This window comes from Tritonibacter sp. AK171 (assembly GCF_030127025.1).
Lineage (GTDB): Bacteria > Pseudomonadota > Alphaproteobacteria > Rhodobacterales > Rhodobacteraceae > Epibacterium > Epibacterium mobile.
Genome location: NZ_CP126134.1, coordinates 1,105,373 through 1,127,825, shown reverse-complemented (window position 1 = coordinate 1,127,825; position 22,453 = coordinate 1,105,373). Strand labels below are relative to the sequence as shown.

At 59.9% G+C, this 22,453-nt stretch carries 19 protein-coding genes; 10 read left to right on the top strand and 9 right to left on the bottom strand.

Annotation, left to right across the window (positions count from 1 at the left end; translation table 11 throughout):
• Positions 1 to 43 precede the first annotated feature (43 nt).
• From QNI81_RS05360 to QNI81_RS05335, 6 genes are all read left to right on the top strand, one after another.
• Positions 44 to 256, top strand: coding sequence for a hypothetical protein (locus QNI81_RS05360; protein WP_005629582.1), 213 nt, complete (start codon positions 44 to 46; stop codon positions 254 to 256).
• Between the two features lie 38 nt (positions 257 to 294).
• Positions 295 to 1,458, top strand: a complete 1,164-nt coding sequence (locus QNI81_RS05355; RefSeq protein ID WP_283967616.1) for an acyl-CoA dehydrogenase family protein — start codon at positions 295 to 297, stop codon at positions 1,456 to 1,458.
• A gap of 285 nt (positions 1,459 to 1,743) precedes the next feature.
• Positions 1,744 to 2,376, top strand: a complete 633-nt coding sequence (locus tag QNI81_RS05350) for a glutathione S-transferase family protein (protein ID WP_039982817.1) — start codon at positions 1,744 to 1,746, stop codon at positions 2,374 to 2,376.
• A gap of 10 nt (positions 2,377 to 2,386) precedes the next feature.
• The gene (locus QNI81_RS05345) at positions 2,387 to 3,598 is read left to right on the top strand and encodes an acetyl-CoA C-acetyltransferase (RefSeq protein ID WP_283967615.1); all 1,212 of its coding nucleotides are present in this window, start codon (positions 2,387 to 2,389) and stop codon (positions 3,596 to 3,598) included.
• A 39-nt stretch (positions 3,599 to 3,637) separates the two neighbouring features.
• The gene (locus QNI81_RS05340) at positions 3,638 to 5,839 is read left to right on the top strand and encodes a 3-hydroxyacyl-CoA dehydrogenase NAD-binding domain-containing protein (protein WP_283967614.1); all 2,202 of its coding nucleotides are present in this window, start codon (positions 3,638 to 3,640) and stop codon (positions 5,837 to 5,839) included.
• 188 nt (positions 5,840 to 6,027) lie between these two features.
• On the top strand, positions 6,028 to 6,570 hold the full coding sequence (locus tag QNI81_RS05335) for an AAA family ATPase (protein WP_283967613.1): 543 nt from the start codon (positions 6,028 to 6,030) through the stop codon (positions 6,568 to 6,570).
• Between the two features lie 75 nt (positions 6,571 to 6,645).
• Here the strand turns inward: QNI81_RS05335 and QNI81_RS05330 are convergent, their stop codons facing one another.
• Entirely contained in the window at positions 6,646 to 7,338 is a 693-nt protein-coding gene (locus tag QNI81_RS05330; RefSeq protein WP_065329244.1) for a Hint domain-containing protein, read from the bottom strand.
• A gap of 127 nt (positions 7,339 to 7,465) precedes the next feature.
• Complete coding sequence (locus QNI81_RS05325) at positions 7,466 to 8,131, bottom strand: sulfotransferase family 2 domain-containing protein (protein ID WP_283967612.1); 666 nt, start codon at positions 8,129 to 8,131, stop codon at positions 7,466 to 7,468.
• Positions 8,132 to 8,291: 160 nt separating this feature from the next.
• On the opposite strand from QNI81_RS05325, the gene QNI81_RS05320 reads away from it, so the two are divergent.
• Complete coding sequence (locus QNI81_RS05320) at positions 8,292 to 9,923, top strand: AMP-binding protein (RefSeq protein WP_283967611.1); 1,632 nt, start codon at positions 8,292 to 8,294, stop codon at positions 9,921 to 9,923.
• 177 nt (positions 9,924 to 10,100) lie between these two features.
• On the opposite strand, the gene QNI81_RS05315 is transcribed toward QNI81_RS05320, so the two are convergent.
• Positions 10,101 to 10,685, bottom strand: coding sequence for a DUF2199 domain-containing protein (locus QNI81_RS05315; protein WP_283967610.1), 585 nt, complete (start codon positions 10,683 to 10,685; stop codon positions 10,101 to 10,103).
• Positions 10,686 to 11,040: 355 nt separating this feature from the next.
• Between QNI81_RS05315 and QNI81_RS05310 the strand changes: the two genes are divergently transcribed.
• Complete coding sequence (locus QNI81_RS05310) at positions 11,041 to 12,051, top strand: hypothetical protein (RefSeq protein WP_283967609.1); 1,011 nt, start codon at positions 11,041 to 11,043, stop codon at positions 12,049 to 12,051.
• A gap of 69 nt (positions 12,052 to 12,120) precedes the next feature.
• Here the strand turns inward: QNI81_RS05310 and QNI81_RS05305 are convergent, their stop codons facing one another.
• The 5 genes from QNI81_RS05305 to QNI81_RS05285 all read right to left on the bottom strand — a co-directional run bounded on the left by QNI81_RS05305 (position 12,121) and on the right by QNI81_RS05285 (position 17,232).
• The gene (locus QNI81_RS05305) at positions 12,121 to 13,389 is read right to left on the bottom strand and encodes an SPOR domain-containing protein (RefSeq protein ID WP_283967608.1); all 1,269 of its coding nucleotides are present in this window, start codon (positions 13,387 to 13,389) and stop codon (positions 12,121 to 12,123) included.
• A 170-nt stretch (positions 13,390 to 13,559) separates the two neighbouring features.
• A complete protein-coding gene (upp, locus tag QNI81_RS05300; protein ID WP_005651217.1) occupies positions 13,560 to 14,192 on the bottom strand; it encodes a uracil phosphoribosyltransferase in 633 nt (210 codons plus the stop codon).
• Positions 14,193 to 14,277: 85 nt separating this feature from the next.
• Positions 14,278 to 15,492 carry a phosphopentomutase gene (locus tag QNI81_RS05295; RefSeq protein ID WP_283967607.1) on the bottom strand — a complete coding sequence of 405 codons (1,215 nt, stop codon included), beginning with the start codon at positions 15,490 to 15,492 and terminating at the stop codon, positions 14,278 to 14,280.
• Positions 15,492 to 16,808 carry a thymidine phosphorylase gene (locus QNI81_RS05290; RefSeq protein ID WP_283967606.1) on the bottom strand — a complete coding sequence of 439 codons (1,317 nt, stop codon included), beginning with the start codon at positions 16,806 to 16,808 and terminating at the stop codon, positions 15,492 to 15,494. Before QNI81_RS05290 ends, QNI81_RS05295 begins: the two co-directional genes overlap by 1 nt.
• A 4-nt stretch (positions 16,809 to 16,812) precedes the next feature.
• The gene (locus tag QNI81_RS05285) at positions 16,813 to 17,232 is read right to left on the bottom strand and encodes a cytidine deaminase (protein ID WP_005653388.1); all 420 of its coding nucleotides are present in this window, start codon (positions 17,230 to 17,232) and stop codon (positions 16,813 to 16,815) included.
• 278 nt (positions 17,233 to 17,510) lie between these two features.
• Here QNI81_RS05285 and QNI81_RS05280 point away from each other — a divergent pair, with 278 nt between their 5' ends.
• Positions 17,511 to 19,790, top strand: a complete 2,280-nt coding sequence (locus QNI81_RS05280) for an NADP-dependent malic enzyme (protein WP_283967605.1) — start codon at positions 17,511 to 17,513, stop codon at positions 19,788 to 19,790.
• A gap of 306 nt (positions 19,791 to 20,096) precedes the next feature.
• Positions 20,097 to 21,989, top strand: a complete 1,893-nt coding sequence (prpE, locus tag QNI81_RS05275; RefSeq protein WP_283967604.1) for a propionate-CoA ligase PrpE — start codon at positions 20,097 to 20,099, stop codon at positions 21,987 to 21,989.
• A 73-nt stretch (positions 21,990 to 22,062) separates the two neighbouring features.
• Here the strand turns inward: prpE and QNI81_RS05270 are convergent, their stop codons facing one another.
• Positions 22,063 to 22,272, bottom strand: coding sequence for a CsbD family protein (locus QNI81_RS05270; protein WP_005653381.1), 210 nt, complete (start codon positions 22,270 to 22,272; stop codon positions 22,063 to 22,065).
• Positions 22,273 to 22,453 lie beyond the last annotated feature (181 nt).

The window sequence follows — 22,453 nt, the reverse complement described above, 5'->3', positions numbered from 1 at the left end:
CCCTTGGCCGCCGGGGCGCATTTGGAATTGAGAGGATCCGAATATGCCCAAACGCTTTCGCCTGACCCGCCGCTTTCCCGTCGCCATGACGGAGGATGGCTTTCGCAGGCTCAAACGCTTTGCCCAAGAGGCCGGACTGGATGAGGGAGAAGCGCTGTCGTTTCTGTTTGAGAATTTCGACAGCGTGACCAACCATGAAAACCTGACCCATCGGTTGCGGCTGTTCAACGCCGAGCTGGAGGATCGCAAACGCTAGCGCACGGCAAGGACTGCCACGCGCTTAAGGGGGGAGAGATGAGCGCAGAGCTGGATTTTCGCACATCGTCTGCATGGATGACCGACGAGCACAAAATGCTCGCCGATATGACGCAGAGCTTTATCACCAAGGAGTGGGCCCCGAAATTCGAACGCTGGCGCAAACAGGGCGAGATGGACCGCTCCACCTGGGCCGAGGCCGGTGAACTGGGACTGCTCTGCCCCTCCATCCCCGAGGAATACGGCGGCGCAGGCGGCGATTTTGGCCATGAGGCGGCGATCCTGATCGAGGCCAGCCGCGCCAATCTCGCCAGCTGGGGTCACGGCATCCATTCGGGCATTGTGGCGCATTACATCCTGTCCTACGGCACCGAAGAGCAAAAACAGCGTTGGCTGCCCAAGATGGTGTCCGGCGAGCTGGTCGGCGCGCTGGCGATGACGGAACCCTCAACCGGGTCTGACGTGCAGGCCATCAAGACCAAAGCTATCCGGGACGGCAATGTTTATCGGCTGTCCGGGCAGAAAACCTTTATCACCAATGGCCAGCACGCCGACCTGATCCTTGTGGCCTCAAAAACGGACCCCTCTCTTGGGTCAAAAGGCATCTCGCTGGTGGGGCTCGAAACGGATGGCGCCGACGGGTTCACTCGTGGCCGCAATCTCGAAAAGGTCGGCCTGCACGCAGCGGACACATCGGAGCTGTTCTTCGATAATATCGCGGTGCCCCCGGAAAACATCCTTGGCGGTGCCGAGGGGCAGGGCTTTTACCAGATGATGCAACAACTGCCGCAGGAACGGCTGATCATCGCCTGCGGCGCGGTTGGCGCGATGCAGGGCGCGGTCGAGCGCACCATCGCCTATTGCAAAGAGCGCGAAGCCTTTGGCGGGCCTCTGACCCAATTCCAGAACACCCGCTTCAAGCTCGCTGAATGCCTGACCAAGAGTAAAGTCGCCCGCGCCTTCCTTGATGAATGCATGGTCGAACACCTACGTGGGAACTTGAGCGTCGAAAAAGCGGCGATGGCCAAATACTGGATCACCGACACGCAAGGCGCTGTGCTCGATGAGTGTTTGCAACTGCACGGAGGATACGGGTTCATGCAGGAATACGCCGTGGCGGAAATGTGGACCGATGCCCGTGTGCAGCGCATTTACGGCGGCACCAATGAGATCATGAAAGAGCTGATTGCGAGGTCGCTGTGACAGTTCCAGTGCTTTCCCTCACCGCGTCTGACGGATGCCTCCGGCGGGGATATTTGAGAGAAGTTGAAGATATGGGGCGCGCCTGCCCCCGGGCTCTCCGCCTAATGGGCAAGCGCGCCTTCAGCTTCTGCGGTCATCGGCTTCCCAGCCTGTACCGCACTGCCATATTATCGCCATCTTGGTTAACAAACGCTGACTATCCTTCATCTTCTTAAAAATATCCCACGGGGGTGCGGGGGTGTGAAACCCCCGCCGCGACATCGCCACTGGGAGGGGCGATTTGATATGAAACTCTACTGTTTTGGCGAATCCGGCCATTCCTACAAGGCGGCGCTGGCGCTTGAGTTGGCAGGGCTTGCGTGGGAGCCAGTCTTTGTTGACTTTTTCAACGGCACCACACGCGGCGATGCGTTCCGAAGTGACGTCAATGAAATGGGCGAATGTCCGGTTTTAATTGATGGTGACGTAACGCTCAGCCAGTCCGGCGTGATTCAGCAGTATCTGTCCGAGACCTATGGCAAGTTTGGTGGAACCACCCCGGAAGAGAAACGGGAAGTCCTCCGCTGGCAGCTTTGGGACAATCACAAACTGTCTTCAAACGCGGGCCTGTGCCGGTTTTTGATGAATTTCCTGCCCGAAGACAAACGCCCGGCTGAAGTAATCGCCTTCCTGCAAGGACGCCTCAAAGCGGCCTACGCAGTTTTGGACAAACACTTGGAGGGCCGCGACTGGATCGTGGGCGAAAGCCTCACCAACGCCGACCTTACCTGCTGTAGCTACCTCTATTACCCGGAGCCTTTCGGCTTTGACCGCAAGGACTACCCCAATATCGACGCCTGGCTGTCGCGCCTCAGCGCCCTGCCCGGCTGGAAACACCCCTATGACCTGATGCCCGGCAACCCGTCGGATCGAGCTTGAGGAGACCAATATGACCGAAGCTTACATCTATGATGCCGTCCGCACCCCGCGCGGCAAGGGCCGCAAGGACGGCGCACTCCATGAGGTGACCTCCGTGCGCCTCTCTGCCCTGACCCTGAACGCGCTGAAAGAGCGCAACAACCTCGAAGGCCATGCGGTCGAGGATGTGATCTGGGGTAACGTCACGCAGGTGATGGAACAGGGAGGCTGTCTGGCGCGCTCTGCGGTGCTGGCCTCCGACCTGGATCAATCCATTCCGGGCCTTGCGATCAACCGCTTCTGCGCCTCTGGCATGGAAGCTGTGAACCTCGCTGCAAACCAAGTCAAAGGTGGCGCGGGAGATGGCTATATCGCGGGCGGCGTGGAGATGATGGGCCGTGTGGCCATGGGCTCTGACGGGGCGGCGATTGCCGTCGACCCAACCCTTGCGATGGACACTTATTTTGTACCGCAGGGGATCTCCGCCGATATTATCGCGACCGAGTATGGGTTTACCCGCGAGCAGGCCGATGCACTGGCGGTGGAATCCCAGCGCCGTGCCAAGGCCGCGTGGGATGAGAACCGCTTTGCCAAATCCGTCATCACCGTGCGCGACCAGAACGGTCTGGCGATCCTTGATCATGATGAATACATGCGGCCCGGCACCGATATGCAGGCACTTGGCGCGCTCAATGCGTCCTTTCAGATGATGGGCGAAGTGATGCCGGGCTTTGATGCCGTGGCAAAACTGAAATACCCGCATCTGGAAAAGGTCAACCACATCCACCACGCCGGGAACTCCTCGGGGATCGTGGATGGCTCTGCCGCGCTGTTGATCGGCAACAAGGAATTTGGCGAGCGTCATGGCCTGAACCCGCGCGCCCGTATCAAGGCGACTGCCAAGATCGGCACCGACCCGACCATCATGCTGACTGGCCCTGTACCTGTGACCGAGAAGATCCTCAAAGAGACCGGCATGAAGATCTCCGATCTGGATCTGTTCGAGGTCAACGAGGCCTTTGCCTCCGTGGTGTTGCGCTTCCAGCAGGCCTTTGACGTCGATCCGGCATTGGTGAACGTGAACGGCGGCTCCATCGCCATGGGGCACCCTCTGGGGGCGACCGGGGCGATCATCATCGGCACGCTGCTGGACGAGCTGGAGCGGCAGGACAAGGAATGCGGCCTTGCCACGCTCTGCATTGCATCCGGCATGGGTGCCGCCACCATCATCGAGCGCGTCTAAGCGACGCCTTCTCACCTGATAGGGTTGGAGACAAAGACTATGACCGATTTCAAATACGACGTAGACGCCGATGGCATCGCCATCATCACATGGGACGCCGAAGGCAAGAGCATGAACGTCCTCACCCGCGAGGCCTTTGGCCTGGTGGAGGAGTATATTGACCGCGCGCTTGGCGATGACGCCGTCAAAGGCGTGGTGATCACCTCCGGCAAGAAAGACTTTGCGGGCGGTATGGATCTGAACGTGCTGGCCACCATTCGCGAGGAATCCGGTGAAAACCCGGCTCAGGGCCTGTTTGACTTCACCATGAATGGCCACCGCATCCTGCGCAAGCTGGAGCGCGCCGGAATGGACGCCAAGACGAACAAGGGCGGCAAGCCGATTGCCTGTGCCATCAATGGCACCTGTGCGGGCATCGGCACCGAAATTGCGCTGGCCTGTCACTACCGCAGCATGACCGACAACCCAAAGGCCAAGATCGGCCTGCCGGAGATCCTGCTGGGCATATTCCCCGGTGGCGGCGGTACCATCCGGTACTCGCGCATGGTGGGCGCGGTGAACGCCGCCCCCGTGCTGCTCGAAGGCAAGATGCTGGATCCAAAGAAAGCCAAATCCGCAAGCCTCGTGGATGAGGTTGCCGCCGACCCGCTGGAAGCGGCGCGTCAGTGGGTGCTGAATGCCAAGGACGCCGATATCGTCAAGCCGTGGGACCAGAAGGGCTATAAAATGCCCGGTGGCGCGCCCTATCATCCGGCTGGGTTCATGAACTATGTCGGGGCCTCCGCCATGGTGCATGGCAAGACCCAAGGCGCGTTCCCGGCGGCCAAGGCGCTGCTCTCGGCGGTCTATGAGGGCGCGCTGGTCGATTTCGACACCGCCCTGCGCATTGAGGCGCGCTGGTTCACCCATGTGCTGATGAACCCGTCGTCCTCGGCGATGATCCGATCCCTGTTCATCAACAAACAAGCGCTGGAAAAAGGCGCGGTGCGTCCCAAGGGCATCGAGGATCAGACCGTCAAGAAGATCGGTGTGCTCGGCGCAGGCATGATGGGCGCAGGCATCGCGCTGGTCTCGGCGCAGGCTGGTATGGAGGTCGTGTTGATCGACCGCGACCAGGACGCTGCCGACAAGGGCAAAGCCTATTCCGCCGCCTATATGGACAAGGGCATCAAGCGCGGCAAAGCCACGCCGGAGAAAAAAGAGGCGCTGCTGGCGCAGATCACGGCAACACCGGATCTGGACGCCCTCAAGGGCTGCGATCTGATCATCGAGGCAGTGTTCGAAGACCCGAGTGTGAAGGCCGAGATGACCAAGAAGGTCGAGGCGATCATCCCCGAGGATTGCATCTTTGCCTCCAACACCTCCACCCTGCCGATCACCAGCCTGGCCGAGGCCTCGGTCCGGCCGGAGCAGTTCATCGGCATTCACTTCTTCTCGCCGGTGGAGAAGATGTTCCTGGTGGAGATCATCAAGGGCGAGAAGACCGGGGATCGCGCGGTGGCCAAGGCGCTGGACTATGTGCGCCAGATCCGCAAGACGCCGATCGTGGTGAATGATGCGCGGTTCTTCTACTGCAACCGCTGCATCATCCCCTACATCAACGAGGGCGCGCGGATGATCACCGAAGGTGTCTCGCCGGTGCTGATCGACAACGCCGCGCGTCAGTTGGGCTTCCCGGTGGGGCCGATCCAGCTCACCGATGAGACCTCGATCGATCTGGGCGCAAAGATCGCACGGGCCACCAAGGCGGCGATGGGCGATGCCTATCCCGAAAGCCCCGCGGATGATCTGATCTTCTGGATGGAAGACCAAGGGCGTCTGGGGCGCAAGGCCAATGCGGGCTTCTTTGATTATGATGACAAAGGTAAGCGCGTTGAGTACTGGAAAGGCCTTGGGGAGAAATACCCGCAAGCGGCAGAGCAGCCCGACCTGATCGAAGTGCAGGAGCGGCTGATGTTCGCGCAGGTCCTTGAGGCCGTCCGGGCGCTGGAAGAAGGCGTGTTGATGGATATCCGAGAAGGCGATGTGGGCGCTGTTCTGGCCTGGGGTTTTGCGCCGTGGTCCGGTGGACCGCTCTCGTGGCTCGACATTATCGGCACGCCCTATGCGGCGGAGCGCTGCGACCAGCTAGCAGAGGCATATGGCGACCGTTTTGCCTGCCCGCCGCTGTTGCGTGAGATGGCAGATAAAGGCCAGACCTTCTATGGCCGTTTTGCGCCGGAAGACGATCAGGCGGCCTAATCTCTGCACACATGTGATCTAAAAAGTCGCCCCTCACGGGGCGGCTTTTTTGTTCTGCGAGGCTCTGCCTCGCGCTCCGAGATATTTGTGAGAAGATGAAAGACAGGTGCGCGGTGATGCGCTATGAGGCGTGTGCGCTTGGCAAGACTGTCGCGCCACTTCCCCCCTGAAATTATGTGAGGTTGGTCATGGGTGACCATTTGTATGTCGTAACGGGTGGTCCCGGGTCCGGCAAAACGACATTGATAGAGGCGCTGGGTCGGCTGGGTATTGTATCGATGCCTGAGGCCGGACGCGCCATTATCCGCGATCAGACCGCTATCGGTGGACAAGCATTGCCTTGGGCGGATCGGGGTTTGTTTGCGCAAACGATGCTGAGCTGGGATATGCGCTCCTATCACGAGGCCGCAAAGCTGCTGGGGCCGGTTTTGATGGATCGCGGCATCCCCGATACCCTTGGATATCTCCGCCTGTGTAACCTGCCGGTGCCAGCGCATGTGGAAAAGGCGGCTGGGATGTTTCGCTACAATCCACGCGTGTTCATTGCGCCCCACTGGCCGGAGATCTTTGGTCAGGATGCGGAGCGCAAACAGGGTGAGGCGGAGGCACGTGCGACATTTGAGGTGATGCAGCGCACCTATCAGTCCTTGGGGTATGAGGTGATTACCTTGCCCAAGGCCCGCGTTGAAGATCGCGTGGCGCTGGTGCTTTCGCATCTCGGTCAGAGCTGAAACAGGGAAAACCCGCCGCCGAAAGGATCGGCTGGCGGGTCGTCTGCTCTGGAGGGGGTGAGAGAGAGCGTGTAATCAGGCGAAGGTTGCGTATTGCGGCTCGCCAGTGCCGCCGGTGCCTGCCATTGCGCCGGGGGTCCAGAAGCTGTCTTCGGTGATCATGTCGATCACCAGTTCACGAGCTTCGGAGGCGGAGAGGATGGTGTAAAGCTCCTCGGACTGAGCGGTCACGCAGTAGTGCATCAGGTCGTGATCTGCGGGGCAGAAGGCCAGAACGCCGGCCTCGATATAGACGACCTCATCCTCATCAAAGGTGAGAACGATGGTTTCCATGGTCACCTGCTGCGGTGCGCGGGTGATACCGCGGTACCCTTCGAGGGCGCAGGCGGGAACCACTGCAAAAGGATCTCCCAGCGCATCCTCAAGGAGGTCATGCTCCAGCAAGATGCCCTGCTCTGGCTTGACCCACATCGGGTTGCGGTTGCCGAGTGCATCGCGGGGGATGTAGATGGGCGCCATTTCCTGTGCGGAGGCGGTGTCGCCCAGAACCAGAATGCGGCGTTCAATGGATTTGACGGGGCGCATGCCGTGATCGAAGGTCAGAACCTCATCGCCGGTGGAGAGGGCTTCTACCGGGCGCCAACCAGTCGCAGTTGCAACCATGGTCCCTGCGAGAAAGCCCGCCTGACCTGTGGCCACCATCGGAAACTCGGTGGTGAATGCTTCTGCCATCGGGGAGGCATTCCGTTTTGCAAACCAATCCAGCATGTTCCTGTCCTTTCGACACTTAAGTTGCTCCGGACCTCGGGGGCTCGAAGCTCCAATCGCCGTTCCGTGAATTCTTTGTAGCAAACCGGGCGGGCCTGGGCGCGGTCTCTTAGGGAGCCGCTCTGTATCAAAGGGATAGGGGGTAATCGTTAAAAGAGTATTCAAATCGTCCGATTTCGAGGTGGCAGCACGTCCTTACGGCATCAATCGCCTGTGAATCATAGTAAATACGCCAGTCGGGATCGCGCCGCGACTCATTCACACGGGGCAATTCCAGTGCGAATCCCAAGTGATCGAACAAAGGTGCGGCATCCTTGGCGAAATGTTCGAGCCTTATGTAAAGGCTGCAATGCTCATACCCGTCCGACTGCATCATATAAGACGGAGCCGGTTGTGACTTGAGCGCGCGCATCACCAAAGGATCGGTCACAAAGCTGGTAAACGGCAGCGCATGCGCCAGCGGCACCATCGGATGATCAAAGGATTGCTCTTTGAGCCAGTGATAGAGGCTGACCATGCGATCAAAAGGATTGCGCACCAGCGTGAAGGCAAACATCTGCCGCAACTCTTCGCGGCTGGCGAGACCTTCGATATCGGCAAGGGTTGAATGTTTCCACAATCGCCCCCTCGTTTGGGTGCCATGCAGGCGGCGTCGGCGTTTCACGGCCTTCGGCGTGTCACCCAGCATCTCATCCCCGGCCATGGCGCGCGCCTCCAGCGCCAGCGCGAGCGCGGTGCCGCCGGTCTTGGGGATATGAATAAAGACGTAGTTGCGCCCGCGCGAAAGGATCATGCGCAGAGGCTAACCCATTACGGCGCAGTGGGAAACAACCAAGCGGAGGCGGCCTATGCAGCATAAATACCGCCAACGCACGCAATCTCTTTCAATTTTCATATCGCCAGCGCAATATTCGACCTCAGGGACATAACGGCAAGACCGGGGAGGAGGAACCATGGGATGGCTGGCAGATGAAACCGGGCTGGATCGGACGGCGGCGAACTATGTGCCGCTGACACCGCTGTCGCATTTACAGCGCGCGGCGCATGTCTTTGCCGAGGACACGGCCCTGGTCTACGGCCAAACGCGGCGCACCTATGCGCAGTATCACGATCGCTGTACCCGGCTGGCGGCGGCGCTGGCCGGCATGGGGGTGACGCCCGGCGATGTGGTTGCGACCTTGCTGCCGAATATCCCGGCGCAGGCCGAGGCGCATTTTGGCGTGCCTGCCTGCGGCGCGGTGCTCAATACGATTAACATCCGGCTGGATGTGGATACCGTCGCCTATATCTTTGAACACGGCGAGGCCAAAGTGGCGCTGGTTGACAGCGAGTTTCTGGAACTGGCCGAGGCCGCCAAGGCGCGGATGCAGGGCGATGGCCCGATCCTCATCGAGGTGCCAGACCCCGAGGCGGGTGTGCCCGCAAGCGGACGCCATGCCATCTATGATGAAATCCTCGCTGCGGCCACCGATGATTTTGACTGGATCATGCCCGAGGACGAATGGGAAAGCCTTGCGCTCAACTACACCTCCGGCACCACCGGGCGGCCCAAGGGCGTGGTCTATCACCATCGTGGCGCCTATCTGATGACCATGGGCACGGTGATCTCATGGCAACTGCAATTGCGCCCGATTTACCTGACCATTGTACCGCTGTTTCACTGCAACGGCTGGAACCACACATGGATGATGCCAGTGCTGGGTGGCACCGTGGTCTGCTGCCGTAACACAACTGCCGAGGCGATTTATAATGCCATCGCCGATGAGGGCGTGACCCATTTTGGTGGCGCGCCCATCGTGCTCAATATGATCGTCAACGCCAAGGATGCGGAGCGGCGCGCCTTTGATCACACGGTCGAGGTCTTTACCGCAGGCGCGCCCCCTGCCCCGGCCACGCTGGAAAAGATCGAACGACTGGGGTTTCACGTCACTCAGGTTTACGGTCTGACAGAAACCTATGGCCATGTCACCGAATGCCTCTGGAAGGGCGACAGCTGGAATACGCTCGACACCGCCGGGCGTGCCGCAATCAAGGCCCGTCAGGGTGTGGCCTTTCCGATGATGGACCATATCACAGTGGTCGACGCAGAAATGAAACAGATCCCGATGACTGGCACGGATCAAGGCCAGATCGTGATGCGCGGCAATTCCGTTATGAAGGGATACCTGAAAAACCCCGAGGCCACCGCAGAGGCCTTTGCAGGCGGCTATTTCCACTCCGGTGACATCGCCGTGCAGCATCCCGATGGCTATATCCAGATCGCCGACCGGGCCAAGGACATCATCATTTCGGGCGGAGAGAATATCTCCTCCGTGGAGGTCGAAGGTGTGCTAATGGGCCACCCGGATGTGAACCTTGCTGCGGTGGTGGCAAAGCCAGACGAAAAGTGGGGCGAAGTGCCCTGTGCTTTTGTGGAGCTGAAAGAGGGCGCAGAGGTGGACGGGGCCACCCTGATCGCCTTTGCCCGCCAGACGCTTGCCGGTTTTAAGACCCCGAAAGCGGTGGTTTTTGGGGAGTTGCCCAAGACATCAACCGGTAAGATCCAGAAGTTTGAACTGAGGAAACGCTTAGCAGGGGAGAGTTAAGGACAAGCGCCAGACGCGGATTGGGAACGCTTTTGTGAAATAAGACTGGATGGCAAAGATCTGTCAGACCGGGCGAGAAGCTGCGATTGCTGAATTTCACCACGCCATTCATAGATGGATACCACGCGGGACGAAGCATCATTTCGCTGCGGCTCCGCGAATGTCGACCTTCCTCTGTTAAGCGACCTGATCTTTCCTTGAGCACGCGTGATTTGCGAGATTGGCAATTTTTATTGCCTTTCTCCAGCTGATCCCTTCGCGTTGATCAACTGAAAGCGGATGGGAACTGTCCCAAAGATAGGCCTTTGGTCTTTGCCCTTTCGCATTCCATTGAATATCACATTCAAGGTGCTCAAGAGGAGCGCCAGCACCAGATAGATTGTAAAACGGCATGTCGACAGGCAACCACCCAAAGCTCCCGAGCGACGACTGATCTTGACCAAAGGTTTCGACGTATTTTTCGAAGCTATCTTTAGATTGAGTAACCCAAACTCCCCAGGTAAATGGGGCATCGACACCTTGGATCGGGATCTCAAGGACAACACGAATACAGAAAATCTCGTCGCCTTGGTCGTCATCTTTTGCAGGTTTAATGTAACAAAGATCATTCGAAGCGACAGTCCGATCTTTTCGTTCTCCCTCGGGGACATCAAAATAGTAGGTCGGAAACTGAAACGAGAACGACGGCGAACCTTGGTGAAGTTCACCACACGCGTTGCACTTGTACTGAAATTGTCGCTTGCCGAACAGTCGTTTGAACAATGGATAGCCCTTCCGCGCCGTAAACCAATTTGAAGCAGACATTGTGTTTGTATGCAATGGAGGTCGGTTCGGGCTCAGACCGTTCAGTTGTGAAACCCAACACAAATGAATGGTATCAAGTTCGACACATCATCCCGCCGTCTGCCTTAGGGGGCGCATGCGCCCTCTGGTGTGCCCATCAACAGGCAAATGGGACGTCTTGCGCAGCCACATCTGGCTCCATTCCACCTCAACGCCCTCTCAACGCTTAGAAAAACAACCAAACGCCGCCATTTGAACCGCAAAGCGGTTTGCCGCCGATGCGGCTTGCATGTTAAATAACATCTAGAACAACAGGAGCAGGCAATCCCGGTCGATGACGGTACTCCGTGAATTTCAGCGGCTTGAGGCGGTGGGCATCTGGCGGCCTTCGCCGTCAGAGCAGCGGCGCGACGTGATTGTCTCGCTCGGGGATGCGACGCTCACCATTACCGATATGCAAGATCGCCCCCTTGCCCATTGGTCGCTGGCTGCGGTCGAGCGGGCCAATCCCGGTGAGTTTCCTGCTCTTTATCATCCCGATGGCGACCCCGGCGAGACGCTGGAACTGGCCGAGGATGAGGTCACCATGCGTGAGGCCATCGAGAAGGTACAGACCGCAATCGAACGCGCGCGTCCGCATCCCGGACGGCTGCGGCTTTTTGGTGGGGTTGCAATTGTCACCTGCGTCGTGGCGCTGCTGGCGCTTGGCTTACCGCAGACCATGCGCAATCAGACACTGGCGGCGGTTTCAGAGGTGCATCGCAAAGCCATCGGTCAGGCGCTTTTGGGCCGTATAGAACGCGTATCAGGTCAGGCCTGCTCAACGCCGGAAGCTGACCCAATCCTGAAAAAGCTCGCGGATCGTACCGGTGTGCGCCGCGTGGTTGTGCTACGCTCCGGCATTGCCGAGAGCCTGACGCTGCCCGGCGGTATCGTGTTGATGCATCGCACCTTTGTCGAAGATTACGAAGACCCGGCCGTGGCCGCAGGGGCGGTGCTGGTCGAGCACGTCCGCGCACAGGCGCAGGATCCGATGGCAGAGATCCTTGATGTCGGAGGGTTTATGGCGACCTTCCGGCTGCTTACGACGGGGGAAATCAAACGCGAAACACTGGATCGCTATTCCGAGACCATGCTGTCCTCGCCCCGTGCGGCTGTGGATACTGAGGCGCTCTTGGCTGAATTTGCCCGCGCCGCCATCCCCTCGACACCCTATGCCTATGCGCGTGATGTCACAGGGGAAGCCACCATTGGCCTAATTGAAGCCGACCCAATGGCGGGGCGTGATCTGGCGCCAGTGCTGAATGACCGCGACTGGGTGCAATTGCAGAACATCTGCGGCTAACTATCTATCTTTCAATAAAAAAAGGCCGGGGCAGCCCGGCCATTTCTTCAAGACATTCTGGGGTTAGATTTACTTGCTGAGCCGCGCGCGGCTAAATCCCGCAGCGCGGATACGTTGCAGCGCCTGATCCGCACCAGCGGTAAAGGGTCCAGCCAAAACCACCTTCAGGGTCTGGCCATTGCGATTGAGCGTCCCGAGGCGCATCTGCAGACCTGTCGCCGCAGAAAGCTCGCGCGCGACACGCTTTGCCTCTTCTGTATTGGCGAGGGTTGCGGCGCGCACATAGCGTGGTGTGGCCGGTGTCTTGCTCGTCTCGGGCAAGGTTGCATCCGGTGCCGCACGGCTGGAGATGCGGGTGGTGGTCACAGGGCCGCCCCGGCGTGGCGGCACAATGCCGTATTTGGCCTTGGCATCCCACAGAATGAACGGGGTCTTATCAAGCGATTGTTCCACCTGACGGCGCGGCAGATTGTCCGTCCAGATCTGTGCCATCTGCTGATCGCCTTGCTGGGTGCGCTGCGCCCGGCGCGTGTTCATCCGGTTGTCCGAACGCTCCGCCAGAATGTAGCCCTCAGGCACGGCGGGCTGTTCGTTGATTACGGTTGGGCGGATGGTCTGCTCGACGCGATGAATGTTCAGCCGGTCGTCTTCCCACGCAGGACGATACCCTGCGGGCACCTGTAGCCCCTCGCTCTCGCGACGCAGCAGATAGACATGTACCGGCAAAATGCGGGTGTTCGGAGTGATCTGCGCAAGCGGATCACCAGATTTACGCAACCGGGTGCGCGGCGCGGTTGCAACGGTCGGCGCTGCAGGTGCAGGCGCTGCTGCAGCGCGCCGCGGTTTGGGTGGCGTCGCGCGCGCCGGGCGTGCTGGTGAGAGTGCCACGTTTTTTGCATCAGTCGAGGTCATCGCGGCAGTGCGCTCTGGTTTAATCGCTGCGCTGGGGGCTGTGCTACGGCTGCGCACCGCAGGCGGAGGCGTCACCCGCACGGGCGCAGGTTCATCGACACGACCCGCATCGGGGGCCAGTGTAATGATGTCTGGTCGCGGATCCTGAGCTGACGGCTGTTGGCGGGTAGATCCGGCGATATTGGAAGGCTCAGCACCACACAGCTGCTGACGGGCCCGGTTCACACGCGGAATCCACGCTACATTTCCATCGACACCGGCGCGGATGAAGATACAGCCACGACTGTCCACATATTGGCGCCCCTGATAGCTGGCTGGAGGAAACTCCGCCGGTTGCGCCGTCTTGGATGAAAGCTGCGCAAAAGCACCGGAGCCCAAACCGGATGCCAAGATGAGGGATACTGCCGTAATTGTAGTTATTTTCATCAACCTGCCCCACAATATATGGCGGTAGGATGCCTGAAAAGCGCAACTGAGTAAAGGCAATCTGGGCAACAATATGGCGCGATCCAGCGGATCGTCGCCATATTTCTCGATCACGTAACAGCGCTCGGCAGAACGCGTATAAAAGGCCGCTGCCTGCTATACAGAAGACGTTATTTGGTGCCGAACATCCGGTCGCCTGCATCGCCAAGACCGGGCATGATATAGCCCTTCTCGTTCAGCCCACGATCCAGCGAAGCGGTGATGATTTTCACATCCGGATGCGCTTCCTTCATGCGTGCGACCCCTTCGGGCGACGCAAGCAAGCACAGGAAACGAATGTTGTTGGCACCGGCCTCTTTCAGCAGGTCGATGGCAGCAACCGAAGAATTGCCGGTGGCCAGCATCGGGTCCACTGCAATTACCATTCGGTCAGAGATCTGCTGCGGCACCTTAAAGTAGTATTGCACCGGTTGCATCGTCTCTTCGTCGCGGTACATGCCAACAAATCCAACCCGCGCGGAGGGTACCAGTTCCAGAACACCGTCCAGCATCCCGTTGCCTGCGCGCAAGATCGACACCAACGCCAGTTTTTTACCCGCAAGGATCGGCGCTTCCATATCCTCCATCGGGGTCTCAATGGTGGTGGTGGTCAGTGGCAGCTCGCGCGTGACCTCATAGGCCAGCAGTTGGGTGAGTTCGCGCAAGAGTTGGCGAAACTCATAGGTGGAGGTTGCCTTGTCCCGCATGATGGTCAGCTTGTGCTGCACCAGCGGGTGGTCAACGACGGTCAGGTGGTCACTCATAAAGGACACTCCTTTTGGCTTTTTGTTCTCTTAAGCGCCGCGCCCTCGGACAAGCAAGGCGTTTTCCGTCCGAATGCGGCGTGGATCAGGGCAGGAAACTGCGCCCCGGTTCCTGTGACGGTACGTTAAGATGCGCCGCAACCGAGGCCGCAACATCGGCAAATTGCACAGCTCCGATCGTGCCGGTACCAGCGCCCGCAACAAGGACAGGCACCTGTTCGCGGGTGTGATCTATCCCCGGCCAACTCGGATCGTTGCCATGATCTGCGGTCAATATCATGAGGTCTCCATCGCGCAACTGATTCAGCACCCGCGCGATTTCCCGGTCGAACCACTCCAACGCCCGCGCATAGCCAGAGATATCGCGGCGATGCCCATAAAGGCTGTCGAACTCGACGAAATTTGCAAATGTCAGGCTGCCGTCCTCGGCCTGCTGAACCGCCTCGCTCAGATGCACCATCAGTGCCGCGTCAGAACCTTTCTCAAGCGTGTCAATCCCTTGCATGGAGAAGATATCGCCGATCTTACCGATGCCATGCACCCGGCCACCGCTTGCGCGAACCCAATCGGTGAGGATCGGTGCAGGCGGCCTGATCGCAAAATCGCGCCGGTTGGTGGTGCGGCTGAACCCTTCCTCGGGCGTGCCAACGAAGGGGCGCGCAATCACCCGGCCCACTTTGCGCGCATGCAGATAGGGCGCGACATCGGTACAGAGTTTCAGCAATCGCTCCAGTCCAAAGCACTCCTCATGGGCGGCAATCTGGAACACGCTATCGGCAGAGGTGTAGCAGATCGGCAGGCCAGTCTTCATATGCTCTGCGCCAAGGTCGGCGATGATGGTCGTCCCGGAGGCGTGACAATTGCCAAGGATACCTGTGGTCCCAGCCGCCTCAGCGACATGCGCCACCAACTCCTTATCAAAAGCCGCGCCGTCTTCGGGAAAATAGCTCCAATCCCAAGGCACCGGCAGCCCTGCCAACTCCCAATGGCCCGATGGCGTGTCCTTGCCCGCGCTCACTTCCGAGGCCGCGCCCCAGAGGCCCGTTGGTTTTGCATCCAGCCCCGGTGCGGGTTGATTGGACGCCAGCCGCACCGCCGCGCCCAGCCCCAGCGCATCCAATGTCGGCAATCGCAACGGACCATTGCGCCCCTCTTCGGCGCGCCCCTCCGCGCAAGCCTGCGCGATATGAGCAACCGTATTCGCCCCGAGATCGGGCAGATCCTTGTTGAAATACCGGCCCGCATCCGGCGCGCCACCGATCCCGACCGAATCCATCACCACCAGAAAAGCGCGCGCCATCATCCGATCCTTTCATGCACCAGTGGCGGCAGATCGGGCGCGGCAGGCGCTACGCTCACCGCCGCCCGCAAGGCCGACATCGCGTCTTGCGCGGCGTCCGTGTGGGCGGCATGGATGCGTGCGATGACGTCTCCTTTGGCAATTTTTGTGCCCAAGGGCAGCAGGTCAGAGATCCCCACCGCCGGATCGACCCGGTCGCTCTCAATCATACGACCACCGCCAAGACGCACCACCAAGAGCCCAAGCGCCTCACCGTCAATGGCGTTGACATAGCCTGCGCGTTCAGCCGTCACCTCCATAATCACCGGAGCCTCTGGCAAAACCCGCTGCCATTTTTCGGCAAAGCCGACGGGGCCGCCCTGCGCCGCCACCATTTTTGCAAACCGTTCCACCGCGCGCCCCTCTGCCAAGGTGGCCGCGATCTGCGCCTCACCGGCCTCAACGCTCTCAACCAGCCCGGCCTGACGCAACACCGCACCGCCAAGCGCCACGGTGATATCGATGATCGGCCCAGTGGTCGGCCCTTTCTGCGCGCCGGTCAATGCGCGCATCACTTCTGCAACTTCCAACGCATTGCCCAGCGACGGCACCAGCGGTTGGTTCATATCCGTGATCAGCGCCTGCGTCGGGCATCCGGCAGCGTTTGCGGTCTCCACAAGCGAAGTAGCAAGCGCACGCGCCGCCTCGGCGGTTTTCATAAACGCGCCAGAGCCGATTTTGACATCAAGCACCAAAGCCTCCGGGCTGGCCGCGAGTTTTTTCGACAGGATCGAGGCGGTGATCAGATCGAGGCTCTCGACCGTCGCCGTGACATCGCGCACCGCATAAAGCCGCTTATCCGCAGGCGCGATCCGCGCGGTCGCCCCTACAATGGCGCAGCCCACATCTGCAACGATCCCTGCCAGCCGGTCTTGTGTAACCTGCGTGCTGAGACCGGGGATGGCCTCCAACTTATCAAGCGTGCCGCCGGTATGGCCAAGGCCACGCCCGGAAATCATCGGCACAAAGGCCCCGCATTCCGCCAGGGCCGGTGCCAGCAACAGCGACACACAATCGCCCACCCCACCGGTCGAATGTTTGTCCACCACCGGCCCCGGCAGATCCCATGTCAGCACATCGCCACTGTCACGCATCGCCAGCGTCAGCGCCGAGCGTGCCTCAGAGGGCAGACCGTTGAGGCAGACCGCCATCGCAAACGCCCCCGCCTGCGCATCACTGACCGCCCCACTGGCAAGCCCCTCGGCAAACCACGAGAGTTCCTCAGCCGTGGGGATCTCTTTTTGTCGTAACCGGGCGATGACCGCACGCGCATCCATTCTGTCAGCTCCGCTCCATATGGCCCGCGTCAAAGGCACCGGGCAGCAGATCGCCAATGGTGGTTTTCATCTCCACCCCATCGGTGGTGGCAAGGGTCACCTCCACACCGGTTGCGCCAAATTCCTTGAGCTTTTGACGACAGCCTCCGCAGGGCGGCACCGGGCTGGGGCAATCGGCGATCACATAGGCCTCAAGGAGTTCCGTCTCCCCTGCCGCAACCATCGCTGCAATTGCGCCCGCTTCTGCGCAGGTGCCTTCAGGATAGGCGACATTTTCTACATTGCAGCCCACATAGACAGTACCAGATTTTGCCCGGATCGCCGCGCCGACTTTGAAGTTTGAATAGGGCGCATGGGCATTTTCGCGCACGGCCGCGGCGGGCGCGCGCAAGGGGTGGCTGTTTGCGGGATCTGATGCGGGCATGGGCGTACTCCGTCCTCGCCCCGGTTTTGGCCTGATCGGCCAACAGTTCTTTGGGGCGCTGTGTTGCTGTTCCCCACCAGTCTTTGCTGGTTTTGATCGGATGGTCAAATGTCATCTCGCGGCACCTGCGCGCCCGCTCACAGCAGCACAGTTGCCGCGTATCCAGCAATGGTGTCAGATGCAGACACCCGCCGAGCGAAGAGCGCGTATTCAAAAGCCTGTTCCCCTCGGCCCCAAGATAGTTTAGCACTAAACTATCACCATCAGGAGCGCCATTCATGCCCGATAAGACCTCGGAATCCCTGCGCGACGCGGCTCTGCGCTATCACGAGTTCCCGCGTCCCGGTAAACTGGAAATCCGCGCCACCAAGCCGTTGGCCACCGGAAACGACCTCGCCCGCGCTTATTCACCCGGCGTGGCTGAAGCCTGTCTTGAGATCAAAGACGATGAGGTCAACGCTGCGCGCTACACCGCACGCGGCAATCTGGTTGCGGTGGTCTCCAATGGCTCTGCGGTTCTGGGCCTTGGCAACATCGGCGCGCTGGCCTCCAAACCGGTGATGGAGGGCAAGGCGGTCCTCTTTAAGAATTTCGCCAATATCGACTGCTTCGATATTGAGGTGAACGAAAGCGATCCGGAAAAACTGGCCGATATCGTCTGTGCGCTGGAGCCGACCTTTGGCGCGGTGAACCTTGAAGACATCAAGGCACCGGATTGTTTTATCGTCGAAAAACTCTGTCGCGAGCGGATGAACATTCCCGTGTTTCACGACGATCAGCACGGCACTGCGATTGTCGTGGGTGCCGCTGCAAAAAACGCGCTGCATGTGGCCGGCAAGAAGTTTGAAGACATCAAGATCGTCTCTACCGGCGGTGGCGCGGCGGGGATTGCCTGCCTCAATATGCTGCTCAAACTCGGCGTGAAGCGCGAAAACGTCTGGCTTTGCGATATTCACGGGCTGGTCCATGAGGGCCGCGAAGAGGACATGAACCCGCATAAGGCGGCCTTTGCCCAGGCCTCTGACAAGCGCACTTTGGATGAGGTGATCGACGGCGCGGATCTGTTCCTCGGCCTTTCCGGCCCCAATGTGCTGAAGCCCGAGATGGTCGCAAAAATGGCCAAACGTCCGATCATTTTTGCGCTGGCAAATCCGACGCCAGAGATCATGCCAGATGTGGCGCGCAAGGTGGCACCGGACGCAATTATCGCCACCGGTCGCAGCGATTTTCCCAACCAAGTCAACAATGTACTCTGCTTTCCGTTCATCTTCCGCGGCGCGCTGGATGTCGGTGCGACCGAGATCAACGACGAGATGCAGATCGCCTGTGTCGACGGCATCGCAGAGCTGGCGCGCACCACCACCTCGGCCGAAGCCGCCGCCGCCTACAAGGGTGAACAGCTGACATTCGGGGCCGATTACCTGATCCCAAAACCCTTTGACCCGCGTCTGGTGGCAGTGGTGTCTTCGGCGGTGGCAAGTGCCGCCATGTCCAGCGGCGTGGCGAAGCGCCCGATGGAGGATCTTGGCGCCTATCGCGCAAAACTGAACCAGAGCGTGTTCAAATCCGCCCTTCTGATGAAACCGGTGTTCGAGGCCGCCCGCGCGGCCGCCCGCCGGATCGTCTTTGCCGAGGGCGAGGATGAGCGCGTGCTGCGGGCTGCGCAGGAAATCCTGCGCGAAACCACCGAAACTCCGATCCTGATCGGACGTCCCGAGGTGATCGAGAGCCGCGCCGAACGGCTTGGGCTGTCGATCCGTCCCGGACAGGACGTGCAGATCGTGAACCCGGAAAACGATCCGCGCTACCGCGACTATTGGACCAGCTATCACCGGATCATGGAGCGTCAGGGGGTGACGCCGGATCTCGCCAAGGCGATCCTGCGCACCAACACCACCGCCATTGGTGGCATCATGGTGCATCGCGGCGAGGCGGACAGCCTGATCTGCGGCACCTTTGGGGAATATCGCTGGCACCTGAATTATGTGCAGCAAATTCTGGGCGGCGGCTCTTATGCGCCGCATGGGGCGCTGTCGATGATGATTCTCGAAGATGGGCCACTGTTCATTGCCGACACGCAGGTGCGGATTGAACCCACCCCGGAAGAGATCGCAGAGACCGTTATCGGGGCCGCACGCCATGTGCGCCGGTTTGGTCTGACACCGCAGATCGCGCTCTGTTCTCAAAGCCAGTTCGGCAATATCCAATGCGACACCGGTGCCCGCCTGCGCGCGGCGCTGGAAATCCTCGATGATAAGCGTCGCGACTTTATCTATGAGGGCGAGATGAACATCGACACCGCGCTCGACCCGGAGCTGCGCGAGCGGATCTTCCCCAATTCGCGTCTGGAAGGGGCCGCCAATGTGCTGGTCTTTGCCCATGCAGATGCGGCCTCGGGCGTGCGCAACATTCTGAAGATGCGTTCCGGCGGACTTGAGGTCGGGCCGATCCTGATGGGCATGGGCAACCGCGCTCATATTGTGTCGCCCTCAATCACGGCGCGCGGCCTTTTGAACATGGCGGCCATCGCTGGCACCCCTGTGGCGCATTACGGTTAAGGCTCAGGATGACAAACAACAGTGAGGGGCAGCCTGCCCTTCACCTCTCGCGCTGATCTGACGTAAAGTGAGTCGGCCCATCAGATCGTGAAGTTTTCGCAAAATTAGCTTTGCAACTTTGCAGATCCACCAAATTTTCCCTGCAAAATTCGCGCCAGTTATGGGTTTGCAAAACTTTGCAACTCCACTTGGCAAAATCTACCGCTAACAGGTTTTTAAAACGCCGCAGCCCCCTTCGCCGCGCTTGCGAGATGTCTGTGCTTACGCCTAGGCTCTACCCCCAGAGGAGACAGGGAGGAGGACCCGATGACCTATTCTGAGGTGTATGCGCAGTGGAAATCAGATCCAGAGGGGTTCTGGATGGAGGCTGCAAACGCCATCAGCTGGGATAAGGCCCCGACCAAGGCGCTAAGCGATCTGGGTGGCGGGCTTTATGAGTGGTTTGCCGATACCAAGGTCAACACCTGCTATAATGCCGTCGACCGCCATGTTGAGGCCGGGCGCGGCGAGCAGACCGCGATCATCTACGACAGCCCCGTCACCCACACCAAGCGCGAGATTTCATTCGTTGAGCTGCGCAACCGGGTTGCGACACTGGCCGGTGCGCTGCGGGCCAAGGGGGTGGATAAAGGCGACCGCGTCATCATCTACATGCCGATGATCCCCGAGGCGCTGGAGGCGATGCTTGCCTGTTCCCGCATCGGCGCGGTGCATTCGGTGGTCTTTGGCGGCTTTGCCTCCTCGGAGCTTGCGGTGCGGATTGATGATGCCACCCCGAAGGCGATCATCGCCGCCTCCTGCGGGATCGAGCCGGGGCGGACCGTGCATTACAAGCCGCTCTTGGATGGGGCGATTGAATTGGCGACCCACAAGCCCGACTTCTGCGTGATCTTCCAGCGCGAGCAGGAAGTGGCAGAGCTGATCGAGGGCCGCGATGTGAACTGGCACGGGTTCCAGTATGGCGTGGAACCTGCGGACTGTGTACCGGTCGAGGGCAATCACCCCTCCTATATCCTCTATACCTCTGGCACCACCGGGCAGCCCAAGGGCGTGATCCGCCACACCGCCGGGCAGTTGGTGGCGCTCAACTGGTCGATGAAGAACATCTATAACGTCGACCCCGGCGATGTGTTCTGGGCCGCATCTGACGTGGGCTGGGTCGTGGGTCACAGCTACATTTGTTATGGCCCCCTCATCCATGGCAACACCACCGTGGTCTTTGAGGGCAAGCCCGTGGGCACACCCGATGCGGGCACCTTCTGGCGGGTGATTTCGGAACATAAGGTCAAGAGCTTCTTCACCGCGCCCACCGCCTTCCGCGCTGTCAAGCGCGAAGACCCCAAGGGCGAATTTGTCGGCAAATACGACCTTTCTTGTCTGGAGCAGGTCTATCTGGCAGGCGAACGCGCCGATCCCGACACCATCGTCTGGGCGCAAGACCAACTGGGCGTGCCGGTCATCGATCACTGGTGGCAGACAGAAACGGGCTGGTCGATTGCCGCTAACCCGCTTGGGATCGAGGAACTGCCGGTGAAACTGGGCTCGCCGGCGGTGCCGATGCCCGGCTATGACGTGCAGATCCTGGATGAGGGTGGCCATCCCATGCCACCGGGAGAGCTCGGCGCAATTGCGGTCAAACTGCCCCTGCCCCCCGGCACGCTGCCAAACTTGTGGAATGCCGAGGATCGGTTCAAGAAAAGCTACCTCACCACCTTCCCCGGCTACTACGAGACCGGCGATGCGGGGATGATGGATGCGGATGGCTATCTCTACATCATGGCGCGCACCGATGACGTGATTAACGTCGCGGGCCATCGCCTGTCGACCGGTGCGATGGAAGAGGTTCTGGCCAGCCACCCGGATGTGGCGGAATGTGCGGTGATTGGCGTGGCGGATCAGCTCAAAGGCCAGATGCCGCTTGGGTTCCTCTGTCTCAACGCGGGCTGCAACCGCCCCCACGCCGAGATCACCGCAGAGGTGGTGAAACTGGTGCGCGAGAAAATCGGCCCGGTGGCAGCGTTCAAACTCGCCTGCGTGGTGGACCGCCTGCCCAAAACCCGCTCGGGCAAGATCCTGCGCGCGACCATGGTGTCGATCGCCGATGGCACCGATTGGAAAATGCCTGCGACCATTGATGATCCGGTCATTTTGGATGAGATCACCGCGGCCCTGCAAACCCTCGGTTACGCCAGCCGGTAACCCAGCAACAGAAAAAGCGGCCCCGCTGAGGGCCGCTTCTTTTTATGGTAGCACCTGACGTGGGTGCCTCGGATCAGACGCGATCCTTCAGACGCTCCGCGAATTCATCAATCTGACGCTCCGCTTCATCTTTGGCCACGCCGTAGCGCTCCTGAATGATACCGGCGAGCTTTTCACGGTTGCCCGCAGCCTGATCGATCTCATCCTCGGTCAGCTTGCCCCACTGGGTCTGCGTTTCCCCTTTGAGCTGCTTCCACTTGCCTTCGATAATATCCCAGTTCATGATCTCTGCTCCTTGCGTTTCAGGTCGGATCACAGTGCGTTATCAAACGCTTGCTGCTTGACCGGATAACGTAGCAGCGCAGAAATTGTTCCCAATTACCGCCAGTTTATTATGTGACACGGCTCAATTTCTGTGCTCCGTCAAAGGGTTCTGCATGTTTCAGAAATATCCCCTTCCCAGC